Annotated in this window: 19 protein-coding genes, 1 pseudogene and 1 other annotated feature; of the genes and pseudogenes, 11 read left to right on the plus strand and 9 right to left on the minus strand. The window is 34.3% G+C overall.

Annotated features, from left to right (window positions below; genetic code table 11):
- Positions 1 to 133: 133 nt before the first annotated feature.
- Positions 134 to 1,846: a methyl-accepting chemotaxis protein gene (locus MHI39_RS01885; RefSeq protein WP_342540593.1), complete on the plus strand. Its 1,713-nt coding sequence runs from the start codon at positions 134 to 136 to the stop codon at positions 1,844 to 1,846.
- Positions 1,847 to 2,131: 285 nt separating this feature from the next.
- Here MHI39_RS01885 and MHI39_RS01890 read toward each other — a convergent pair whose 3' ends face one another.
- From MHI39_RS01890 to MHI39_RS01905, 4 genes are all read right to left on the minus strand, one after another.
- The gene (locus tag MHI39_RS01890; protein WP_342540594.1) at positions 2,132 to 2,581 is read right to left on the minus strand and encodes an ABC transporter permease; all 450 of its coding nucleotides are present in this window, start codon (positions 2,579 to 2,581) and stop codon (positions 2,132 to 2,134) included.
- Positions 2,574 to 3,497 (minus strand): ABC transporter ATP-binding protein, encoded by a 924-nt coding sequence (locus MHI39_RS01895; RefSeq protein WP_342540595.1) that lies wholly within the window; start codon positions 3,495 to 3,497, stop codon positions 2,574 to 2,576. Before MHI39_RS01895 ends, MHI39_RS01890 begins: the two co-directional genes overlap by 8 nt.
- Positions 3,498 to 3,621: 124 nt before the next feature.
- Complete coding sequence (locus MHI39_RS01900) at positions 3,622 to 4,557, minus strand: sensor histidine kinase (RefSeq protein WP_342540596.1); 936 nt, start codon at positions 4,555 to 4,557, stop codon at positions 3,622 to 3,624.
- Between the two features lie 4 nt (positions 4,558 to 4,561).
- A complete protein-coding gene (locus MHI39_RS01905) occupies positions 4,562 to 5,254 on the minus strand; it encodes a response regulator transcription factor (protein WP_071977349.1) in 693 nt (230 codons plus the stop codon).
- 419 nt (positions 5,255 to 5,673) lie between these two features.
- Between MHI39_RS01905 and MHI39_RS01910 the strand changes: the two genes are divergently transcribed.
- Together MHI39_RS01910 and MHI39_RS01915 are read left to right on the plus strand one after the other, a co-directional pair.
- Positions 5,674 to 6,579 (plus strand): hypothetical protein, encoded by a 906-nt coding sequence (locus MHI39_RS01910; protein ID WP_342540597.1) that lies wholly within the window; start codon positions 5,674 to 5,676, stop codon positions 6,577 to 6,579.
- Positions 6,580 to 6,586: 7 nt separating this feature from the next.
- A complete protein-coding gene (locus MHI39_RS01915) occupies positions 6,587 to 7,384 on the plus strand; it encodes a hypothetical protein (protein ID WP_342540598.1) in 798 nt (265 codons plus the stop codon).
- Positions 7,385 to 7,480: 96 nt separating this feature from the next.
- Here the strand turns inward: MHI39_RS01915 and MHI39_RS01920 are convergent.
- Positions 7,481 to 8,227, minus strand: a pseudogene (locus MHI39_RS01920) (MerR family transcriptional regulator).
- A 156-nt stretch (positions 8,228 to 8,383) separates the two neighbouring features.
- On the opposite strand from MHI39_RS01920, the gene MHI39_RS01925 reads away from it, so the two are divergent.
- The 4 genes from MHI39_RS01925 (at position 8,384) to MHI39_RS01940 (ending at position 12,843) form a co-directional block, all read left to right on the plus strand.
- Positions 8,384 to 9,085, plus strand: coding sequence for a response regulator transcription factor (locus MHI39_RS01925; RefSeq protein ID WP_342540599.1), 702 nt, complete (start codon positions 8,384 to 8,386; stop codon positions 9,083 to 9,085).
- Positions 9,082 to 10,053, plus strand: coding sequence for a sensor histidine kinase (locus MHI39_RS01930; protein ID WP_342540600.1), 972 nt, complete (start codon positions 9,082 to 9,084; stop codon positions 10,051 to 10,053). The genes MHI39_RS01925 and MHI39_RS01930 overlap by 4 nt, the downstream gene beginning before the upstream one ends.
- A gap of 140 nt (positions 10,054 to 10,193) precedes the next feature.
- Positions 10,194 to 10,964: an ABC transporter ATP-binding protein gene (locus tag MHI39_RS01935; protein ID WP_058004206.1), complete on the plus strand. Its 771-nt coding sequence runs from the start codon at positions 10,194 to 10,196 to the stop codon at positions 10,962 to 10,964.
- The gene (locus MHI39_RS01940; protein ID WP_342540601.1) at positions 10,939 to 12,843 is read left to right on the plus strand and encodes an ABC transporter permease; all 1,905 of its coding nucleotides are present in this window, start codon (positions 10,939 to 10,941) and stop codon (positions 12,841 to 12,843) included. The genes MHI39_RS01935 and MHI39_RS01940 overlap by 26 nt, the downstream gene beginning before the upstream one ends.
- Before the next feature lie 146 nt (positions 12,844 to 12,989).
- Here the strand turns inward: MHI39_RS01940 and MHI39_RS01945 are convergent, their stop codons facing one another.
- Both MHI39_RS01945 and MHI39_RS01950 read right to left on the minus strand, forming a co-directional pair.
- Positions 12,990 to 13,121, minus strand: a complete 132-nt coding sequence (locus tag MHI39_RS01945) for a hypothetical protein (protein ID WP_342540602.1) — start codon at positions 13,119 to 13,121, stop codon at positions 12,990 to 12,992.
- 7 nt (positions 13,122 to 13,128) lie between these two features.
- Positions 13,129 to 13,515 (minus strand): DUF2500 domain-containing protein, encoded by a 387-nt coding sequence (locus MHI39_RS01950; RefSeq protein ID WP_058004315.1) that lies wholly within the window; start codon positions 13,513 to 13,515, stop codon positions 13,129 to 13,131.
- A gap of 189 nt (positions 13,516 to 13,704) precedes the next feature.
- Here MHI39_RS01950 and MHI39_RS01955 point away from each other — a divergent pair, with 189 nt between their 5' ends.
- Positions 13,705 to 14,142 carry a Dps family protein gene (locus tag MHI39_RS01955; protein ID WP_058004204.1) on the plus strand — a complete coding sequence of 146 codons (438 nt, stop codon included), beginning with the start codon at positions 13,705 to 13,707 and terminating at the stop codon, positions 14,140 to 14,142.
- A 45-nt stretch (positions 14,143 to 14,187) separates the two neighbouring features.
- Here MHI39_RS01955 and MHI39_RS01960 read toward each other — a convergent pair whose 3' ends face one another.
- Complete coding sequence (locus tag MHI39_RS01960; protein ID WP_058004203.1) at positions 14,188 to 14,607, minus strand: thioesterase family protein; 420 nt, start codon at positions 14,605 to 14,607, stop codon at positions 14,188 to 14,190.
- A 334-nt stretch (positions 14,608 to 14,941) separates the two neighbouring features.
- Between MHI39_RS01960 and MHI39_RS01965 the strand changes: the two genes are divergently transcribed.
- Positions 14,942 to 15,460: a topology modulation protein gene (locus MHI39_RS01965; protein WP_058004202.1), complete on the plus strand. Its 519-nt coding sequence runs from the start codon at positions 14,942 to 14,944 to the stop codon at positions 15,458 to 15,460.
- 53 nt (positions 15,461 to 15,513) lie between these two features.
- Here the strand turns inward: MHI39_RS01965 and MHI39_RS01970 are convergent, their stop codons facing one another.
- A complete protein-coding gene (locus MHI39_RS01970) occupies positions 15,514 to 16,482 on the minus strand; it encodes a LacI family DNA-binding transcriptional regulator (protein WP_058004201.1) in 969 nt (322 codons plus the stop codon).
- An 878-nt stretch (positions 16,483 to 17,360) separates the two neighbouring features.
- Here MHI39_RS01970 and MHI39_RS01975 point away from each other — a divergent pair.
- Positions 17,361 to 18,005 carry a nitrite reductase gene (locus tag MHI39_RS01975; RefSeq protein WP_058004200.1) on the plus strand — a complete coding sequence of 215 codons (645 nt, stop codon included), beginning with the start codon at positions 17,361 to 17,363 and terminating at the stop codon, positions 18,003 to 18,005.
- Between the two features lie 80 nt (positions 18,006 to 18,085).
- Positions 18,086 to 18,302, plus strand: a binding site (T-box leader).
- A gap of 51 nt (positions 18,303 to 18,353) precedes the next feature.
- Complete coding sequence (gene tyrS, locus MHI39_RS01980) at positions 18,354 to 19,598, plus strand: tyrosine--tRNA ligase (RefSeq protein ID WP_058004198.1); 1,245 nt, start codon at positions 18,354 to 18,356, stop codon at positions 19,596 to 19,598.
- The last annotated feature ends 4 nt before the right edge of the window (positions 19,599 to 19,602 follow it).

Raw genomic sequence — 19,602 nt, forward strand, 5'->3', positions numbered from 1 at the left:
ATGTCGTACTACGTCGAATAATGTTGAATAAGTAATTAATATAGTATAAATTAAATTTTATGGATAGAAGTGTTCGTATATAACAAGAGGATGATATCCAAACAATTTAATAAAATATAAGGAGAAGCCTACAATGCATTTTTTGCGAAATTTGAGGATATCACGAAAATTATCTCTGCTTATCGTGATTGAAATTCTAGCGTTACTAGTTGTGGGATTTGGAGGTTTGCATTTTATAAAAGATATCGCAAATCGCTCTGATTCTATGTATCAAAATCGATTCATACCTAATCAATGGATTGGGCAAATTCAAAGAAATGATCGAACCATTGATGCAGATATATTAGAGGTAATGATTACAACTGAGGAATCACGAAATATTGAAATGAAAAATGATATCGCTTCACTACAGAAGGATATAGATGAAGTCATCGATAAACTTAGTCAGTCTAATCTATCTTCGAAGGAATTTGAAATTTTCGACTTATACAAACAAGAAGCGAAAGACTTACAGGCCGTTCGAGATGAGGTCCTTGATTTAGCATTACAAAACAAGAACGGAGAAGCTTATGATCTCTATAAATCAAAGGTTCTGCCACAAGGTGAAAAAGTAAGTAATACTCTAAATGATTTAATGCAATTAAACCAGGCGGTAGCCGAGCAAATCAAAACTGATATTAAAGATTCCTATAAATCTGAGTCATTGATCACAATCGGGATTATTTTGGCAGCATTGATTATTTCTACTGCTTTAGGAATATTAATTACAAAAGTAATTGTAAATCCAACAAAGGATATTGTTGATTTGCTTTCCAAAGCTGAAAAAGGAGATTTTACCGTAAAGGGAACATATCAATCAAAGGATGAGATTGGTCAATTGACCACTTCATTTAATCATATGATTGTCGGCCTTAACGGGATGGTCAAACAAGTAAGTGATACATCTCAACAATTGGCCGCAGCATCAGAAGAGCTAACAGCGAGTGCGGATCAAACGACAGCTGCAACGGAACATGTTGCATCAGCTATCCAAGAAATAGCAAGCGGAGCTGAGGATTCGACTGAAAAACTTGAAAATAACTCAAAATCCTTGCAAGAGGTTCTTCAAGGTGTGTTACGCATTGCAGAAAGCACAACAAATGTTTCAGAGCTTGCAAGGGAAACTTCTAAGGAAGCAGAAGAGGGAGGACATTCAATCGAAACGAATATGGCACAAATGAAATTTATTCATGAATCTGTATCGAAATCTCATGAAGTAATTCAGTCATTAGCTGAGCGTTCCCATGAAATTGGTGGAATTCTCGATGTCATTAGTGGGATTTCTGATCAAACTAATTTGCTTGCGTTAAATGCCGCTATTGAAGCTGCACGGGCAGGAGAACATGGCAAAGGATTTGCGGTAGTAGCGGATGAAGTAAGAAACCTAGCAGAGCAATCGCAATCGTCCACAAAAATGATAGCACAGCTTATTCAAGGGATACAGATGGATATGAAACATTCGATAGACATGATGAATGAAGTTATGGAAAATGCCGAACAAGGGGTTAAAGGGTCAGTAGAGACCTCAAGAAGATTCATGCAAATCATTGAACGGACAAAGAATATCACTCCACAAATAGAAGATATTACAGCAACTGTTCAACAAATTTCTGCTAATGTAGAAGTGGTATCATCAACAGCAAAAGAAATTTCTGTTTATGCACAGGAGAATGCAGCAAGTTCAGAAGAAGTGGCGGCATCAACAGAGGAGCAATTGGCTTCCATGGAGGAAATTAATTCTTCTGCAAGATCTCTTTCTAATAATGCGAAGGAATTAAGAGAGCTAGTGAATACGTTTAATATATAAGGTAAAGAGCGAGTAGATCAAAGTTTCTACTCGCTCATTTTTATAATAATAAATCTGTTTTTTCTATATTTTTAATGGAGAAAAAGGCGATAAGCACACCGATAATGGCAAGCGTAATTGGAATAATGACAATATCATTCAATGACTTCCCACCTGAGTTTGAGCTGAATAAACTAACAAGAATAATTGAGGAAATGATCGTTGCTGGTACTGAGTATTTGCGCATCCCAAAAAATAAGGGGATGAGGCTCATTCCTGTAGCGGATAGTGCGTTCATAAGTACGGCTAATGAGTGTTTTTTTTAATTAAAGCAAGCGTATAGGTATCTTCTAAAGTAGGGTAGATGCTATTGATCAAATAAAATAAAATCGCAAGAACGGTATTGGCAAATATGATTGAGACAAAAGTAAAAATCGCAATGATCAGCAGCTTTGCAATTAATATTTTCTTACGATTAACGGGATACATGAATAAAATGGAGATCGTCTTACTTTTAAATTCATCAATCACAAGTTTTGAAATTAGCGATGCAGCATAAATAATAAATACAGACCTAACAGCAGTATCAATAAGTATCAGTGCATCGTTGACATTTTCAAAGGAAAGTTCATCATCTACTTTTACAAAAAATAATAAAGCTACGATAAGGAAAATAATCGAAGTTGCAATGAGTGCCCCTTTAATTAATCCACTAAGTTTATATTTTTTCAGTTCAAGTTTAATAATATTAAGCATGAATTCCACCACCATTAATCAATTTTAAGAAATACTCTTCTAATGAATGGCTTTTCTTATTAATGGATTCAACTGATATATCGTTTAACACTAGTGATTTAGATATTTCTTTTTGAGTAACATTAGAATCATAGATTCGTATTAGACCATGATTTAAAACCTTGAAATTCTTTATCCCTATCTTTTCCTCTAAAATAAAGGAGGCCAGATTGCTGTTATCCACGACAACTTCGATATATTCAGTATGTCTCCCGTTAATGCTATCTAGTGAGATCTCCTCAAGTAATTTACCATGATTAATGACTCCGATGGTATCCACCATTTGTTCCATCTCGCCTAAAATATGACTGGAAACAAAGATGGTCATACCATATTCCTTAGAAAGCATTTTAAATAAATCTCTTAACTCCTTGATACCAATAGGATCAAGACCATTAATTGGCTCATCTAAAATGAGTAGTTCCGGTTTTGTTGAGATGGCTCGGGCAATACCAAGTCTTTGTTTCATTCCAAGGGAAAACTCCTTTACCGGCTTATGATTAATATTCTTCAAGCCTACTAGTTCTAGTGCATCTACTATTGCCTTCTTGTTATGATAGCCCATGTATTCACAATGGAGCTCCAGATTCTCAACAGCGGTTAATTTTTCATAAAAAATGGGGTACTCAATAATTGTTCCTAGCCGTTTTAAAATCTCATAGGATGTATCTGTTAATTTTTCGCCAAACATTTCAATTTCACCACTAGTCGGTTTAATTAAGTTGGTTATCATTTTCATAATCGTTGTTTTTCCTGCACCATTGGGGCCAATAAATCCATAAATTTCTCCTTGCTTTACGTGTAAATTCACATCAGAAATGATTTCCTTTCCATGAAATACTTTTGATAAATGATTCGTTTTTAAAAGATAGGACATGATCCATTTTCCTTTCTGTTTTTGATACTTTAAGTATAGGAAATGAAAATCTCTTTTTTCTTACTCATTTCTTACATAAATCTTAAGTTTGTAATTACAAAAGAGGGTCCTTATTTTCCCAATGTTAGTAGGAGATCTTTCTTAACATAACGGTAAACACAGTTTTTTCATACGGCCTACTTTTGAGATGGATTTCGCCTCCTAATGCTTCTACAAGTCTTTTTGTAATGGTTAAGCCTAGACCGCTTCCTTGATAAAATCTGTTTCGTGAATCTTCCAATGTATACATTCGCTCAAATACTCTGTCAATATGAATTTCATCAATTCCTTTTCCTTTATCTATAATATCTATAGAAATAAATGCTCCATGTTCTTTAACAGATACCCCAACCATTTTTCCATCTACTCCATACGTAATAGCGTTTGAAAGGAGATTACTTAAAATGCGATCCAGTACTTCCTCATTACCAAGTGCATAAAGATCCTTTTCGGGTATATTTATATCAACTGCAAAATGGTTCATTGTTAAGTGTTCAAAATAAGAAAGGATATTTTTACGGCAAATCTCACTCACATTGATTTTGGTTAGCTGAATATCTTTATCACCAGATTCAAGCTTTGCTAGATCAAAAAATTTATGAATTAGTTCTAAAACTTCATTTGCTTTAATTTGAAGTTTATTTAATAATTGTTCTTTTTCTTTATCGTTTAGGGAAGTATCAATTTTTAATATTTCGATATAGCCAAGTATAACGGTGAGTGGTGTCTTCAAATCATGGGAAATGTTGGATAGCATTTTACGCATGGAATCTTCTGTTCTAGCATAAGTTGCTTTTATTTTATGATTTGAATCTAAAAGATGATTAATTGCAATTAAGATTGACTTAAGTTCCTGATCATCTGTAACAATAAGTAGTCTTTCACTTGTTTCCGTCGTCAGAATGGATTGAAGTTTTTTATGCAAATAGGCTAAGGAACGACTGCGTACCTTCTTATTGTAAAATTGGAGCAGGATGATTCCGATTAAAAGAATGATAATTAAAGATAAAATCGTGACCATAAGATTATTCCTCTAATTTGTACCCAATCCCCCATAAAGTCTTAATATATTGAGGGTTGGACGGATCATCTTCGATTTTTTCTCGCAATCTTCTCATATGAACATTTATGATATTTTCATCGCCATAATATTCATCTTGCCAAATGGATTGATAAATTTGTGCTTTTGTATATACACGATTAGGGTGAGTAGTAAAAAGCTTTAAAATCTCAAATTCTTTTGAAGTTAGTTTAATTGGCCGATCGTGTTTTTTTACTTGATAATTGGTGAAGTCAATTGTTAAATCACGAATAGACAAAATGTTTACTACCGACTCTTTGTGCTGAGAGTACTTTGTAGCCCGTCTAATTTGGGCCTTAATTCTTGCAACAAGCTGAACCATGGAAAATGGCTTACATAAATAATCATCTGCGCCTAAACCAAGACCTAATGCTTGATCAAGATCACTATCCTTTGCAGACATAATTAAGATTGGAACAGTACTTCGTTCACGAATGATTTTCATTACTTCTAATCCATCGAGTTTCGGTAACATAATATCAAGGATAATTAAATCAAAGGCATGATTAAGAAAAGTTGAAACGGCTTCTTCGCCATCCATTGCCGTAGTTATCTGAAATCCTTCCTTCGTTAAATAATCTTTGACCATTTCAAGAATTGAATGGTCATCCTCTACGAACAAAATGCGGTTATTCATGTTCACACTCCTTCGTTTCATCATATAGTTTGTTGCTTTGTAAAAGCCCAATGGCCAGCTATTCCACCCAATACAAGATTCAGCCATTCTTATAAAGCTTGTAGCTCTCTTCTTAAGTGAATTGAAAGGTGTAGTGGTCTTTTTAGCCGATATTAATTGTTAAAACTTTACTTAAATAGCAACAATGTTTGAGAATAAAGCCTATCATTATATTAATTTTAACGAAAAGTAGATTCCAAAAATAGCCACAATTGAAAGAAGGGATAATAATTTTGATTATGGCTTGTGTATTCATTCGTCATAGCACGTTCTTTTATCCTATTTATTTTTATGAAAATTAGTCATAAAAATGGATAGACAAAAAATATAAATACTTTTAGCCTAAGAATAAAATCACATAAGTCTGGTTATTTTTGAAATTGATAAAAGAAAATGGTGATCGAATGAATGAGTTACTCAATCAGTTAGAAATGAGGTTATCTGATACGAAGGTGCTAAAGCAATTAGGCATTTCCTTATTGCAATTCAACGGGAGAATCGTCTATGAAGAGGAAGATCGCCTTATAGAGTGTTTAATTTATCGAAAGGGAAAGAAAGAATTTAAAGCTCGTTTATTGGTACATGATGAAAATTCAGTTCGAAGCATTTCGAGTAAGGAAATGGGTGAGGATTTTATTCAACGCGAGTACCTATTTCAAATTTTATATACTATTGCAGCAACTTTTTTTGAATACCTCGAGAATGATAAGGCAAAACAAACATTTCAACAATGTGTGGATTTCTTCAAATCATTACAGGAAATAGGCGAGCAACAAGAACACTCCTTTTTTAATCATCAAAATATAACTTATTTCAACGAAACAATGGATCATTTGCTTTCGATTATTCATATAGCTGAGGATTCTAAAGAAAAAACGTTATGGAGAAATGGAGATTATTTAAAATTTGATGAAAAATATCTAGTAAAAATTTTAGAACGTTTACATACATGTTATATCCTTTCGATGAAATTAGTAGAGCTTCCTTTATTTGAAGCACGAAAGCTTATTCATGCACAGAAGATGAAATTTATGACGGGTATTGAATGGAGATGGTTTAGATGGAAACTATATGCTTTCTGGCATGATCGTTACTTTTATTTATTTACCCGCTGGAAAACAAATCCCGATAATTATCAACAAATGTATAAGAAGCTTTTCAATGAAACAAAGGAAAGATTAGCATTTTTGTATTCATTACAAGAAACTAAAAATGATTTTATCATTGAATTTACAGATGAGAAGTTACAACTCAAACCCACGGAAAAAGATAGAAAGGAAGTGTAATAGACGGATGTTTGGTTACATTTTCATTCTTATTTCTTCGTTACCATTGCTTGTGTTTATTTTTTCGCTAATGAGCCATAGACATTACAAAGTATTAATCAGGCCACTTAGTATAAGTGTATTCATATGGCTTGTTTTTTTCGGCATTGCTTTCGGTATGAATATTGATTATTTAAGGAAATATCAATTTCCTATTTTACCTAATCATACAGAAATTTTTATTATGGGAGGGGTTATTTTTAGTTTAGCCTTTATTATTTTTCTTGTTTCCATCATAACATCGCTTGTACAGCGTACCCCATTTCGAAAAATGCTCCACTTGCTATTCAATCTCTTTGGAGTGTTTGGTTTTATTTTCTTACATTTAATGCTGGTATTTTTATTTATCTTACCTGCCGGAGAGAAAGCAGATTATATAGAGATATTGAAACGAGCCCATAAAGCGTTTGAAAAGATGTCAACCATAGAAGAACAACCGATTGCGGCTGCTATTGTTGAGTCCCAACAACATTGCTACTCTTCTAAATCATCATCATGTAGAGATTCGAATTATGAAAATTTAGTTGTGGTAAAGAATTTTAGTAAACAAAATTTAAACGTAAACATAGAGGTACAGTTCTATGATCGAAATGATCAATTAATGCAAACAACATCAGTTGATCATATGTCGTTGCAAGCAGGGGCAGAAGCTCCACTTTTAACGAAGGAGACAAAGAAAAACAATAGTATGTGGAAGAGTTGGTCGAGTTCCACGGATTGTCGTGTTGCCTATATTAAATATCGCTATCAATATGCAGAGCAATAATGTTGAAGGTCCTTAATTTTTATTTCCACATAAAAGATGCAAAAAGGAAAAGGGAGGCGATTAAGGCTAACGCCCCCTTAATCTTTTAGACATCCATTAGTTAGCTGCGTATTCCTCGGCAGCAATACAAAGAAAATAGGATAGACCAGTTTGTTGAGATTCAAGCATGTTTCGATGGAAATCATCTTGTAGGAAGAATCGTGCTTGAGCGGCAAAGTCGTTTGCTTCCATTAAATGTCCATGGTTATTTAGAAACTGAATATGCTGTTCGATAAGTGTTTGAACCTCAGTTGTGTCAAATTTTAATCCATCCTTGAGTGCTTTAGCCAAGGTTTCCATAAAATGTTTAGCTTCTATCGCTTGCTCATTCATTTCCTCAACTTGAATGGAGTTTTCTTCAAATCCATCATAGTTGTATGTTTCTTTTAAATATTGTTTCTGCTCACTAAGTGCCTCGTTCCATTCCTTCCTATTGCGAAAACCATTAAACATATTGGATTGATCCATGATTTCTCCTTTCGCGGTATACTAAATCGATTGATTAATTGTCTGGACTAATTTCTCCATTCTTTTTATGCGTGCTTGAAGGAGGTTTTTTTGATTAGATAAAATAGATAATCGATCGGGGTTACCATCTAAAATTTGTTTTATTTCTTTGAGAGGAAAGTCAAGTTCGCGGTAAAATAATATTTCCTGTAAGCGCTCTAGTTCTTTTATGCCATATAATCGATAGCCTGCTTCACTTATCTTACAAGGCACTAATAGACCGATTTTATGATAATGATACAAAGTTTTAATCGTAATATTTGCTAATGATGCAATATCTTTTACCGTATATAACATGTTTTCCACCTCATTGGATATATTAATGGCTTCCCTAAGGTTGGGGTCAATAGGTAACAAAAATAATTTTTAATGGGCCATTGTATTCTCTTACCTCCATTATTATCCTATTTTTGGTACAATTTAATGAAGTATAAAGGGAAGTGGGGAATATAGATGTTTAAAATATTCATTATTGAAGATGATAAACAACTTGTTAACTTACTTAAAGAGCATTTACATAAATTTGGCTATGATGTACAGTCCGTTGATGATTTTGAAGAAGTAAGAAATCAATTTGAACAGTATTCTCCCCATCTGGTTCTATTAGATGTTAATCTACCGAAATTTGATGGCTATTACTGGTGTAGACAAATTCGCAGCATATCTACCTGTCCAATTCTATTTATATCTGCCCGTGATAGTAAGATGGATCAGGTCATGGCGTTAGATAATGGGGCAGATGACTATATTACGAAACCATTTGATTATGAAATTGTGACTGCGAAAATTAATAGTCAACTTAGAAGGGCATATGGTCAGTATGCCAGCACAGAAAATGGTAGAAGCTATACTGTTCATGGGTTAACGCTCGATGTTGAACGTCTACAGCTTTCTTTAAATGAACAAACAATTGAACTAAGCCTTACAGAAGCGAAAATACTTGATGAACTAATGAAAAAGTTAGAACGTGTAGTTAGTCGTGACCGGTTATTGGAAAAAATTTGGGATGATCAGGCGTTTGTCGATGATAATACACTAAATGTCTATGTCACACGAGTACGAAAAAAGCTAATGCTACTTGGAATAAATGATGCAATTCAAACGATTCGTGGTCAAGGTTATCGTTTGATTCCAGACTGGGGGCATAAAGAATGAAGCTATTTATTCGTGAGCAGCTCCCATTGATTGTTATTTATATTCTTCAATTATTGATTATTATGATGATATACTGGCTTGATGGTTATCGTCATGTAGCTATCTCGCTATATGCCGCTATATTAAGTGGGAGTCTATTAATCGGGTATCTAGTTTTTCGATATTTAAGGCACCGTTCCTTCTATCAACGATTAGAAAAACCTTTTGCTCAATTGGAGGATTTTGCAAATGGTATCCATACCACACCATTGGCTGAAGGATTACAACAATTACTAGAAAGCCAGTTCCGTCACTATCGAACGGACTTATATCGTTATAAACATAAACTGGATGGACATATACAGTTTATCAATCAATGGGTTCATCAGATGAAGACGCCTATTTCAGTCATACATTTGACGATTCAAGATGAAGATGATCCTCGTTTTATTGCAATTGGAGATGAATTGGATCGTTTAAAAAAAGGGTTGGAAATGGTTTTATATACTGCACGTCTCGATACTTTTGAACGTGATTTCTATGTGGAAAGTCTCTCCTTAGAAAATGTGGTTCGGGCAGTTACCTCGAGTCAAAAACGATTATTTATTCGAAAACGCATTTTTCCTTCAATCCAAATTAATCACGATATACAGATAGCATCTGATGAGAAATGGCTATCATTCATCATTACCCAAATTATAACCAATGCCCTGCGTTATACCATTCACGAGAATCGTAAAATTTATTTTAATAGTTATAGACGAGGTATTAGTATAGTGTTGGAAATAACAGATGAGGGTGTTGGAATTCCTCCAAGTGATTTATCAAGGGTATTCGATCCTTATTTTACCGGAGAAAATGGCCGACACTTCCAAGAATCAACAGGAATGGGCCTGTATCTCGTAAAACAAATATGCGAGAAGCTTGGGCATCAAATAGAAATTGAATCAAAAATCAATCAAGGTACGACTATTCGTCTTGTCTTCTAAAGGTGTCAGGCTCCATGTGTAACCATTCACATGAGGTCTGACACCTTACATATTTGTAAGGGAATTGTAAGTATATGAAATGGTAGGGTGAAAAGGATTTTGGTTAGAATGAGGATAACAAAGATATAGGAGTGAGGGTTATGCCGATTTTAGATGTAAGGCATTTAGAAAAAATATATGAGGGAAAAGTAGCTCACAAGGCATTAGATAATATTAATTTTTCGATAAATAAAGGGGAATTTGTAGGAATAATGGGCCCGTCTGGTAGCGGGAAAACAACTCTACTAAATTTAATTGCAACTATTGATAAACCAACATCTGGCGAGGTGTTAATTAATGGGAAGAATCCACATGTGCTTAATCGGAAAGATACAGCATTATTTAGAAGACATGAATTGGGTTTTGTTTTCCAACATTTTAATTTGCTAGATACATTGACGGTTGAAGAGAATATTGTTTTACCACTTACCCTTGATGGTGTGAGCGTACGTGAAATGGAAAAAAAGCTGATTGAAGTCACAAAAAAGCTTGGGATTGATAAAATTTTAAAGAAACGAACATATGAAATCTCAGGTGGACAAATGCAGCGTACAGCAATCGCTCGTTCTATTATCCATAAACCTTCCCTTATATTAGCGGATGAACCAACTGGAAACTTAGATTCCAAAGCATCAAAGGATGTTATGGAAACTCTCACAACCATTAATAAAGAGGATGGTGCCACTGCATTAATGGTTACCCATGATGCAGTAGCAGCAAGCTATTGCCATCGTGTCATTTTTATTAAAGATGGCCAATTATATAACGAAATTTATCGCGGGGAAAACCGCCAAACATTCTTTCAAAAGATCATTGATATGCTTGCATTATTAGGAGGGGATAGTCGTGACCTTTCCACAGTTCGTTTATAGAAATGTAATCCGGAACAAACGGATATATGCTGCGTATTTTTTGAGTAGTGCATTTTCGGTGATGATTTTCTTTGTTTATGCATTATTTATTTTTCATCCAGATATTAAAAAAGGAGTCACATCTGCTGTTGCGGTACAATTAATGACCGCTGCAGAAGTGATTATGTATGTATTCTCCTTCCTATTTGTATTATATTCTGTAAGTACCTTTCTAAAATCGCGGAAATGTGAATTTGGAGTATTAATGATGCATGGAATGACTAGAAGTCAGTTAAACCGGATGGTCTTCTTGGAAAATATGATTATTGGTATTGGAGCGATTGTGGTTGGTATTGGAGTAGGAATTCTTACAGGAAAATTGTTTTTAATGATTGGCTCGAGGATGATTGGAATCGATCAATTACCGTTTATCCTATCGATAAAAGCTTTATTGTTGACCACCCTTGCATTTTTACTATTATTCTTTTGCATTTCCTTGTTTACAACCATTCTTGTTGGGGTAAATAAGTTAATTGATTTATTTCAGGCAGGGGAAAAACCAAAGAAAGAACCAAAAGCTTCTGTATTATTATCGCTTTTGGCAGCGGTGTTACTCATTGTCAGCTATTACTTGGCAGCTACAACAACCATGCAAACAATACTTTATAGAATCCTGCCTGTAATTGCTATGACAATTGTAGGGACCTACTTCTTTTTTACACAGTTATCAGTGTTTATTATAAAAATGATGCAGAAAAATCGATTATTATTTTGGAAAAAAACAAATTTAATCACCATTTCTAGTCTAGCTTATCGTTTGAAGGATAATGCACGAATGTTTTTTATGGTTACGATTGTGTCCACAGTTGCATTTTGTGCAGTTGGCACACTTGCTTCTATGAATGTCATGAATAAACAGGTGGACAAGGAATTTCCGGCAGAAATCGGTTATATCGCATTAGATGATCAAGCCATTCATAAGGAACATTTACAACAAATTAATGATGAGTTTAAGCATCGAAATATTCATTATAAAACCAATCAAGTGCCTATTAAATATATTGCGATCGATTCTTCGTCAGATCGTTATACACCAGATACAATGGCGATTATTTCGTTCTCGGATTACAGAAAAATAGGAAAAGCAGCGGGATTTGATGTACAAGAGAAGCCACTAGCAGGAAATGTGGCACTTGAAATGCGAACATCACCTTATAGTAATGATGAATCCGTGCAATATACTTTAAAACAAGATCATCTTACCCTTCAGCAAGTTAAGCTTACAGAAAATGTTGTTTTCCCTATTCAATTGATTCAAAATAAGGGATTGGTCGTAAGCGATGAGCTTTATAAGCAATTAAAACCAGTGAATACTGGAATATTTACTGGATTTTACACAAAAAATCTCGAGAAAACAGCAGGTATGGCAGAAAACCTAGTAGATGAAGGAATAGTAAAATCTAAACCTGATCAGAAATACTCAATGATTGTAAGTGGTACTTTGTATAAAGTGCAAATGAATATGTTTAGAATGATGCTCTTTGTGGCTCTTCTTGTCGGTGCTGTCTTTTTCATAGCTGCGGGAAGCTTCTTGTATTTCCGACTTTATGCAGACCTAGATTATGATCGCCGTCAATATTTAACAATCACAAAAGTAGGGCTAACAGATAAGGAGTTGAATAAAATAGTCACCCGTCAGCTCTCATTACTTTTCTTCGTACCTATTGTGGTGGCATTTGTACACAGTGCCTTTGCATTTATGGCATTGCAAAGCTTTTATCAGCTCTCAATTGCTACCGAAGTGATCATTGTCCTCGCAGGTTTTCTAGTTGCTCAGCTGATGTATTTCCTTATGATCCGTTATCGATACTTGCGGAATTTGAGGAAAACATTGATCTAAGGATCTATCTGTAACCTTTTTTGAATGTTTGAGAAAAGAGCATAAAAACACTAAAGCCCCCATGTGTATAAATTTTACATGAGGGCTTTTTTATTAGTCTATTGCAAAGACCTAATTTTCTTTGCGCTTCTCTACAAATAATAATATCAGTGTGTGGCCAGAGGACCTAAGAATAATGAAAGGAGAAACCAATTGAACCCTGATCTGTTTTTTCCTTGGGCTAATCCTGCATTAATAAGGGCTAGTGTTCCCCAGCCAACAAAATATCCGTTTTCCAAGTAATGATTACCCCCTTAGTGTATCCTGAGACGAGTGATAGTCTCTTTCAAATCCAAGATACCTTGTTCCTTGAAAGGTGAGAGTCCCCAAGTCACCTTCAGCAAGCTGTCCATATTCCTTTCCAGAAATCCTAAATTCGGAACGATCACCACTTTCAAATTGAAATGTAACATAATAAGTAGTAGAGGTACTATGGGAATGCATATGATCGTCATGGTGGTGTGTATGTCTACTTACATTCGTTCTCTTACTACTAATCATGGCATGAACAGATAATCGTGGCGAATCCTCATTCTTTTTCCATTGACTGATACCTTTACCTGCATTCAAAATAATTGATCCAATGACGATAATAAAAATAATGCCAAAGAAAATGGGTGCAAGTTCAAACATACTATCCAATGAAATCCCCCCAAAAGGTTTTATATACAATTACGCAAATGTTTTTATAAAAGTTTCAAAATAAATTACAATTAAAAATAAATAATTATAATGATTAAATTATAATAATTACTAGTTGATAATAATTATAATTAATGCTATTATTATAAATGTAAGAACAATACATAAGGAGTGATTTAAATGGAAAATCAATTAATGAATAAATTAAATATACAGCTCGCAAATTGGAATGTGATCAATACAAAATTACAGAATTATCATTGGTTTGTAACAGGACCAGATTTTTTTACATTACATGCTAAATTTGAAGAATTTTATACGGAAGCACAAGGAAATATAGATGAAATTGCGGAAAGAATATTAGCTATTGGAGGTAAACCTGTAGCAACATTAAGGGGATATCTAGAGCTTACAACATTGAATGAAGCAGGTAATGAATTGCAAGCAAAGGACATGGTCAGTGATCTTGTTCGTGATTATGAAAGTCTTGTAAAGGGTTCTAAGGAATTAATTGAATTAGCCGAAGAGGCAAACGATCATCCAACAGCGGATATGTTTACTGATATTCAAACTTCATTAGAACAGCATATCTGGATGCTTCAAGCATATTTACGATAAGGAAGAAGGGGCTGTTAAAGTGACAGCCCCTTTAGTTGTGAAGAACTATTGCTTCTTAATTTCCTCATACTTCTGAAACCATTCTGGAAATATCTTTTTAAATTGAACGGGTTTAAAGTCCTCTTTTCGTACAACAATATGTGTCGTCGTTCCCTCTGCACATACTTCATCTTCTTGATTCACAATAGTAAATCCGTAAATGGTACGTAAATTTTTGTTTTCCTCAACCCATGTTTTTACAAAGACTCTGTCTCCATATTTGATTGATTTTTTATAGGTGATTTCTAAATTATATACTGGTGCGTAGTAGCCTGCTTGCTCCATATCCAGGTAATTATATCCTACATCTTCGATTAATTTAGTCCTGCCGAGCTCAATCCATTTTACATAATTGCCGTGATAAATAACTCCCATCATATCTGTGTCAGCATATGATAGCTGAATTTCAACTGTAGATATGTACATGACATAAACTCCTTTGGGTAAAATATCTCTTTCTATTTTATCTCTTTTTACTAGTTTTTTCTAAAGGATCTTTTCTCAAACATTGCTGCTATTTAAGTAAAGCTTTAACTAATAACTATCGGCTGAAGACCACTACACCTTTCATTTCTCTACCAAATTACTGAATCCTTTATTGATTGTAAAAGCGAGCAGTTGGGTTTTTACAAAAGCAAAAAACTATCAAAAACAAACTTTCAATACTAGATAAATATTAGAACTTCTGATATTATGTTTATTCTCTGAATTAAACAAATTTTAAATAAGTTGAAATTAGGGAAGGAGTGAGTTGGGTAGTATGCAACGAATCATGATTATTGGAGTTTCTGCGGGTGTAGGAAAATCTACCTTTGCTAGACAGTTAGGAGACATTTTACATATAGATGTGTTTCATTTGGATGCGTATTTTTGGAAGCCTGGTTGGGTTCAGGCAAGCGAAGAGGAATTTCGTGGCCAACAGGAGAACATTGTCAAACAGTCCCAATGGATTATCGAAGGTAATTATACAGGTTCCTTTGATATTCGCATTGCTCCTGCAGATACGATTATTTATCTTGAACTTCCTCTGTCTGTTTGCTTATATCGTGTAATGAAGAGGTGGCTAATGAATATAGGCAGAACTCGACCAGACATGGGAAAAGGGTGTAAGGAAAAACTTGATTGGGAGTTTATCAAGTTTATTGTAACTACCTATCACCCACGTAAGGTTAAAATGAATGAACGCTTTAAAGAATATCAGGATTTAGGAAAAACAATTATTACATTAAAGAATAAGAGAGAAATCAGAGAATATATAGATAATCTAGCAAAAAATTAGTCGAATAAAGAATTATTTCCTGAGAAATTCCTCGAAACCTGTAAAGGATAAAGTTAGACAGTTGATCGTTCATACAATTTAAATGGTAGTATCATTTTTTTACTACTTTGATTGTTCGTATCTAATAAAGTGCTGACAGATAATGCACCAATTTTTTTAATAGGGATACTAATAGACGAAATATCCATTAATTCCGCAATCGGTTGATTATCAAAGCTTAAAATAGCTATATCTTTAGGAACAATGTAGCCCAATTTTTTTGCCCCTAATAAAAGCCCGGCAGCAACTTGATCATTAGTTGCCAAAAAGGCAGTTGGTTTTTCTTTTAATGCTTTAAATTTCGACATAACCTCACTTCCATCTGTAATGGATAGACATTTATCAAAAATCCATTCTTTACGTATGTTTTGATTTATTCTTTTCATCATTTTTTCATAAGCTTGCATTCTTTTAAAACTATTTGGTCCTTCTCTTCTTCCTAATGTATAAGCAATTTTAGTATGTCCTTTTGCTAATAAGTATTCTAATCCAAACTGAAAGGCTTGTTCATGTGGAATACTGATGGAAGGGTAGATGGATTGATCTGAATCCTCACAAAGAACAATTGATCCATAGTCATTATATTGATATAGAATATCAAGGGAAATGGCACGTGAGCAAAAGATCAATCCATCAATCAAGTTACCTCGTAGTGATTCAAGGGCATCGAGCTCTTTTGCAATTTCATAGTTTGTCTGGAATAAAACTATTTGCAAGTGATGTTTGATTGCTTCTTCTGCAACACCTTCAACAAATTGACTAAAATATGGATGATCGATGTTTGGAAGTACGATCCCAATCATGTTAGACCTACCTTTAGCTAAATGGATAGCGTGAATATTTCTTTTATAATTTAATGTCTCCATAGCTTTTAGAACAGCTTTTCTTTTATTCTCGCTAACATAAGGATGGTTATTAATAACCCTAGATACTGTTGTTACTGATACCCCAGCAAGCTTTGCAATTTCACGAATATTTGCCATAAAAAAAATCCTCTCTATAAAAATCAAACTCAGCCTTGACCTGAAACGCGTTTCATCCATTACCTTTTTCATAGAGGCTTTTTTCAAACATTGTTGCTATTTAGCTAAAGATTTTATAAAAGCAACAACCTATACGAAAAGAGCCTTCTTAAAAGAAGAAGAAGGAGAGATAATAAAATATGTTGATAGGTATATTGATTTTAATCATTTTATGTGTAGTTGAAATTATCATAGCAAACTTGGTGATTCGAGACAAAAAAGACGATATGCTGGATTTTTATGATTTCTATGAAGTGAAAAGGGTGAAGCACAATAGGTGATATTTCAAATGATGAACCATATAAAGCTGCACCTTTCATCGAAGTATTAATCAAACAGACAATTAGATGGAAGTTGTCTGTTTGATTCTTTATTGTTATATACGAGGGTAGGGTATAAAAAATGTGAGTGGAGAAGTACATGCAAGAATTTATAAATGCTTTAAAATGATATCCCTAATCGAAGCAATTGTATATGAAGTATGTCGATAAAGAAAGTCAAACCAAGAAGACATAACGATGAAATTAAGTGGAGAGTTACGCAAATATATATTTTTGTATTTACATACCTTACAAGGGTATAGTAAAATGATTGTTGAGGGGCTAATTATAGAAATAGATTGTAATTAAGCAAAAGGCGAATGGAGTATGTTTTTTAGTATTAATTATACCATTCGGTGGTATAGTATTTACTGAATTTCCCCATCTCCCTTATTAGGAAATAAAAGACGCCTATAAAAGATGTCCTGCAGAATCAATCAAGTGATCAGATAGTCCAGTTATTGGTGAGCCCTATACAAATGAGAAAAGACTTAACTAAGAATAGGATGTGAAGGTGGAATGGAAGAGAAAGAAACGAAAATAAAGCTGGCTGTTAATGGTGGCATTGCTTTTGGTGCCAAATTAAATGCTAGGCAATTAACTGTAATTACAGAGTATTTGGATGATGGCGACGAGCTTGAGCTGACAACATTTCAACAGCTTTATATTGAGGTACCAGAGGACAAAGTAGAGGTAGTAAAAAATAGATTTAAGGAAGTTGGTTTATCCTGTTATCCAGTAGGGAACTTTGTGAAAAGCTTGAGAACCTGTAATTTTTGTAAAGGTGCAGAGAGAGAAGGAATGCCGGTTGCTATCGAAATAAATGAACGGATTGCTGGAAAACCTGTTCCCTTTACCTTAAAACCAGCATATACAGGTTGTCCGATTGGATGTGGCGAGCCACTAGTTAATGATATTGGCATAATGAAAATAAAGGATGGATATGATTTATATATTGGTGGAAAAGCAAAAGGAAAGGATGCACATATAGGTACTCTATTTATGGAGCAGTTAATCCCTGAACAGCTCTATGTGGTGGTGGAGAAGTTGGTCGATATGTATGCTGAACAAGGAAAAAAGAGAGAGCCCTTCTTTAAATTCATTAATCGCTTTGGAATTGACCATCTTAAAAACCACATAGAGGAACAAATAACGAATGAATAATTATTTATTTGCATCAATCATGTTTTAAAAAATTTAATATTGTATTTATTTTTTGTTTTAGATATGATAGGAGAAATATTTAAAAAGTTATGACAGGATTCAGTAGTGTCTTATCTCCCTGTAATAGAGAGCCGATGGTTGGTGGAAATCGGAACAAAGATAAGGGCGAATTACCTCCTCGAGCTTTCTTTGCGAACAATGAAGTAGCAAAGAACGGACGTACCGTTATACGTTTGAGCGGAAGAGCATATTCTTCAATGAGGGTGGTACCGCGTGTAAGACAGCCACGTCCCTTTTATAAGGGGTGTGGCTGTCTTTTTTATTTTAATAAAATAGGAGGTTAATAAAATGGAACAGTTTATTAAACGGTTAACAAGTGAACAATTAGAAGAGATGGAGAGGCAGTTTGCTATTTATGTAAATGGGACACAAGAAGTCATTCCTGCCCTTGAGTTGAAGAATAAAATTGCAAAATCTCTTATATTAAATACTCCGTTGAAGGTAAAGCTGGGGCTAGATCCTTCTGCACCAGATGTTCATCTAGGACACACTGTGGTCCTTAATAAACTCAAGCAATTTCAAGATAATGGTCACATCATTCAGCTTATTATTGGTGATTTTACTGGGAAAATTGGTGATCCGACTGGTAAATCAACGGCAAGAAAGCAGTTAACCGATGAAGAAGTGAAACATAATGCTAAAACATATTTTGAGCAATTTGGAAAAGTTCTTGATATGGAGAAAGTTGAGCTGAATTATAACTCAGCGTGGTTATCTGAACTAAATCTGGAAAAGATTATTCATTTAGCTAGTAGTATGACGGTTGCACGATTACTTGAAAGGAATGACTTTTCGGAGCGTTACGCAACAGGAAAACCAATCTCATTGCATGAATTTTTCTATCCGTTAATGCAGGGATATGATTCGGTCATTCTTGAAAGTGATATTGAATTAGGTGGGAATGATCAACATTTCAATGTACTAATGGGGCGTCATCTTCAGGAACATTACGGCCTGGAAAAGCAAATTGTTATCCTTATGCCATTACTTGAAGGATTGGATGGAGTAGAAAAAATGTCGAAGTCAAAACATAATTACATTGGTATCGATGAAAAGCCAACTGAAATGTTTGGAAAAACGATGTCGCTCTCTGATGAATTAATGGGAAAATACTTTGATCTTGTGACGGATTTATCACTTGAAGATAAGTTGAAAATAAAAAATGAGTTAAAGTTAGGCAAGCTTCATCCACGCGATGCAAAAATGTTATTAGGTAAAACCATTGTAAACATGTATCATGGGGCAGAGGCTGCTAATCATGCGGAAGAAAACTTTAAAACCATTTTTCAAAAAGGTGCCATTCCAACAGATATACCCGAGCGTAAATGGGATGGAGAGAAACGAATAGGCATTATCGAACTTCTTGTGACATTAGAATTACTCCCATCCAAAGGTGAGGCGCGGAAAATGATTGAAAATGGCGGGGTGAAAATGAATTCCGAAAAGATTAATGATATTTTTACTGAAGTATCAATAGTAGATGGAATGATCCTGCAAGTTGGAAAACGAAAGATGATGAAATTAAAATTGTAACAAT

This window comes from Heyndrickxia sp. FSL K6-6286 (genome assembly GCF_038630395.1).
GTDB classification, from domain to species: Bacteria; Bacillota; Bacilli; order Bacillales; family Bacillaceae_C; genus Heyndrickxia; species Heyndrickxia oleronia.